This window comes from Sphingomonas bacterium, assembly GCF_903644055.1.
Classification (GTDB): domain Bacteria; phylum Pseudomonadota; class Alphaproteobacteria; order Sphingomonadales; family Sphingomonadaceae; genus Sphingomonas_I.
The window spans coordinates 1-3,417 of sequence record NZ_CAHJXD010000116.1; the positions used below are offsets into that span (position 1 = coordinate 1).

General features: G+C 67.9%; 5 protein-coding genes. 4 read left to right on the forward strand and 1 reads right to left on the reverse strand.

The features are described from left to right. The coding region (locus HUU94_RS04880) for a GNAT family N-acetyltransferase (protein WP_174273979.1) at positions 1–465 on the forward strand (465 nt) is incomplete at its 5' end. Positions 466–536: 71 nt separating this feature from the next. Here HUU94_RS04880 and HUU94_RS04885 read toward each other — a convergent pair. Next, positions 537–1,340 carry a hypothetical protein gene (locus HUU94_RS04885; protein WP_174273980.1) on the reverse strand — a complete coding sequence of 268 codons (804 nt, stop codon included), beginning with the start codon at positions 1,338–1,340 and terminating at the stop codon, positions 537–539. A gap of 96 nt (positions 1,341–1,436) precedes the next feature. Between HUU94_RS04885 and lipB the strand changes: the two genes are divergently transcribed. The 3 genes from lipB to HUU94_RS04900 all read left to right on the forward strand — a co-directional run bounded on the left by lipB (position 1,437) and on the right by HUU94_RS04900 (position 3,283). After that, on the forward strand, positions 1,437–2,141 hold the full coding sequence (lipB, locus tag HUU94_RS04890) for a lipoyl(octanoyl) transferase LipB (protein ID WP_174273981.1): 705 nt from the start codon (positions 1,437–1,439) through the stop codon (positions 2,139–2,141). Between the two features lie 84 nt (positions 2,142–2,225). Next, complete coding sequence (locus tag HUU94_RS04895; RefSeq protein WP_174273982.1) at positions 2,226–2,453, forward strand: hypothetical protein; 228 nt, start codon at positions 2,226–2,228, stop codon at positions 2,451–2,453. A gap of 194 nt (positions 2,454–2,647) precedes the next feature. Beyond that, entirely contained in the window at positions 2,648–3,283 is a 636-nt protein-coding gene (locus tag HUU94_RS04900; protein ID WP_174273983.1) for a hypothetical protein, read from the forward strand. Positions 3,284–3,417: the final 134 nt, after the last annotated feature.

A 3,417-nucleotide genomic window follows, 5' to 3' on the forward strand; every position in this document is an offset into this window, starting at 1 on the left:
CCCGCGCCGACCTGCGCGGCCTATCGCGCGCTGTTCCGTAGGGTCGGCGAACGCTGGCTGTGGTTCTCGCGGCTGCTGCTCGACGACGAGGCGCTGCTGGCGATCATCGCCGATCCGGCGGTCGAGATCTATGCGGTCGTCGATCGCGCCGGGATCGAGATCGGCCTGCTCGAGCTCGATTTCCGCGCACCCGAGGCCTGCGAGCTGGCGTTCGTCGGGCTGGTGCGCGAACTAACGGCCAGGGGCCACGGCCGCTGGCTGCTCGCCGAAGCGCTGGCGCGCGCCTGGCGCAAGACCGTCACGCGCGTCTGGGTCCACACCTGCACGCTCGATCATCCCGCGGCACTCGCCGCCTATCGCCGCGCGGGCTTCGTGCCCTTTGCCCGCGCGATCGAGCGCTTCGCCGATCCGCGCACGCTGGGCGTGCTGCCCGAGGATTGCGCCCCGCAGATCCCGATGCTGTAGAGTTGTCCCGTCGACGTTCGACCGTCACCCCGGCTCAAGGCCGGGGTGACGTTCAGCTTGAACAGGACAGCCTAAGTCTCGGACGTCTGCCGGTAGATGCCCGCGATCATCAGATAGAAGCCCGACCAGGCCAGCGCCGAAATCAGGCTGGCGAGCACCGTCGCGAGGATCGCGCCGGTCTGCGGCGAGGCCAGCAGCCGCCCGGCGAGCAGCAGCAGCGATCCCAGCGAGACCTGGAGCGCCATCATCGCGATCCACGCGGTCGCCAGATACAGCAGCATCCCGCCGGCGATCCGGCCCCACGATCCGCGATAGCGCTTGGCGCCCGCGCGCAACAGCGCGACCGGCCCGAGCCGTCCATCCGCCGCGATCGGCAACAGCAGCACCGCGAACAGCAGCCCGCCGAGCATCGCCAGAAAGGTGAAGGCCACCGCCAGCAGCTCGCCGCCCCGCGCCAGCCCGATCACGATCATCACCAGGATCAGCGCGAGGAACACGCCCGTGAACAGCAGGATCGCGGCACCCAGCCAATGAGGAAAACGCCGGAAAGCCAGCACCAGCGCCTCGCGCACGCTGATCCGCGGCACCAGCGCCAGCCCCATCAGCGCCAGCGCGCCCACCGCCGAGACCAGCAGCATCAGCAGCAGGATCGGCGTCCACCACCAGGGCAGGTCCAGGCTGAAGCTCTGCAGATCGGCCACCGTCTGCGGCATCACGCGCACCCGGCTGGTGAGCAGCAGTCCGGCGATGAGCTGCGGCAGCCCCAGGAAGGCGAGCGCCACGGGCAACGCCAGCCGCCATTCGGCGACCGCGAACGCGCGCGCCGAGCGGAGCGCGCGCTCGATAGATATTTTGCGCGCACCCTGCCCCGCCACTCGCCTCTCCGTCCATCGCGCGCCGCAACGCTACGCCTGCCCTGACCGGAGACGCGGCCGCTTGCAAGCGCGCGCACCGCCCCGCAAAGCGGGATCATGGCGAACGCCCCGGATATGTCCACGCCCGATACCGCTCCGGCCGGGATCGCCACGGTCGAATGGCGGATCAGCCCCGGCCTCACCGATTATGCTTTCGCGGTCGAACGGATGGAGACGCGCGCCGCCGCGATCCGGGCCGGCACGGCGCCCGAGCTGATCTGGCTGGTCGAACATCCGCCGCTGATCACCGCGGGCACCAGCGCCGCGCCCGAGGAGCTGATCCTTCCCGATCGTTTCCCCGTCCATCGCAGCGGGCGGGGCGGCAGGCATACCTATCACGGGCCGGGGCAGCGCGTCGGCTATGTGCTGCTCGATCTCGATCGGCGGGGCCGGGACATCCGCCGCTTCGTCGAGACGCTGGAGGGGTGGCTGATCGCGGCGCTCGCGCGGCTGGGCATCGCGGCCTACACCGCCGAGGGCCGGATCGGCATCTGGGTGACCGACGCCGCCGGCCGTGAAGCCAAGATCGGCGCGATCGGCATCCGCGTGCGGCGCTGGGTGAGTTTCCACGGTTTCGCGCTCAACGTCGCGCCTGCGCTCGATCATTTCGGTGCGATCGTGCCATGCGGATTGCCCGAATTTCCGGTGACGAGCATCGCCGCGCTCGGCTTCGAGGCCTTGATGGCGCGCCTGGACGAGGCGCTAGCGGCTGAATTCCCGCGTTTTCTTAATATACTTGCTGCAAATGCGGTAGACTCTTGAGGCGGGGAATCATTCTGCTAAACTGAACGGCGATTTCGGAAATGGCAGCCAAGCCCGGTCCAAATCGCACTAGGGAGTCGACCAATGCGGAATTTCATCAAGAAGACCACGGCTGTCGCCATGATCGCCGGCGCCGCGCTCGCCGTTTCGGCATGCGGCAAGACCGAGAATACCAACGTCACCGAGAATACCTCGATGACCGACATGAACGCGATGGCGCCCACCGAGGGCAGCATGAACGACATGTCCGCTTCCGAGAGCAACATGAGCGACAACAGCATGATGGGCAGCAATTCGTCCAACATGATGTAAGCGCCTCATCGCTTTCATCTTTCGGGGGGCCGTCCGGGAAACCGGGCGGCCTTTCGCTTTTGGCGGATTCGTTCCGCCGACGGGGGCGCCCGCTTCGCCGCCGCCCGCCGCTCGATGCACGCGAGACTCTTGCGCATGCCGCGCGGATCATGCTTTCTGCACGGCCAAGAGAGGGACGAAAAATGGGGTATGCTTTGCGTCGGATTTTCGCGGGGCTCTCCGCCTGCGCGCTGCTGGCCGTCACGGCGGCGGCGCCCGCCGAGGCCTATCTCTTCTGGGCGCAGCCCGCGCTCAAGGGCCAGCCCGTCAACGGTGACGAGCCGGGCCTCACGGCGCCGCTCGCGGGGGCCAACCCCAAGGAGATCAAGGCCAATCTGCTCTGGGCGATGCGCGCCGGGCTGAACGTCGCGGCGCTGCAATGCCAGTTCGCGCCGGGGCTGCGCGTGGTCGAGAATTACAACGCCATCCTTCGCCAGCACAGCGCCGAGCTACAGGTGGCCTATGCGACGCTCTCGGCCTATTTCAAGCGCACCGGCGGCAAGACGTGGCAGACCAAGCTCGATCAATATACCACGCGCACCTATAACGGCTTCTCGACGCTGAACGCGCAGCTCACCTTCTGCGAGACCGCGGCGACGATCGGTCGCGATGCGCAGGATACGCCGGCGGGCAAGCTCACGACGCTGGCGACGGTCCGGATGCGCGAATTCCGCAACAGCCTGATCCCGATCAACGATGCCGGGCTGATCACCGGCTCCTCGGGCCTGCCCAACCTCGGGTTGCCGGCGCTGGACTGCATCGATCGCAAGGGGCGCGACTGCAAGAGCTGATCGCCGTGCCGGGCTGGCCGAAGGTGATTCAGGGGCTGTCCTGTTGACGTTAAACTCACGTCACCCCGGCCTTGAGCCGGGGTCCCGCTGCCTGCCGACGTTGAAGAAGAAGCGGGACCCCGGCTCAAGGCCGG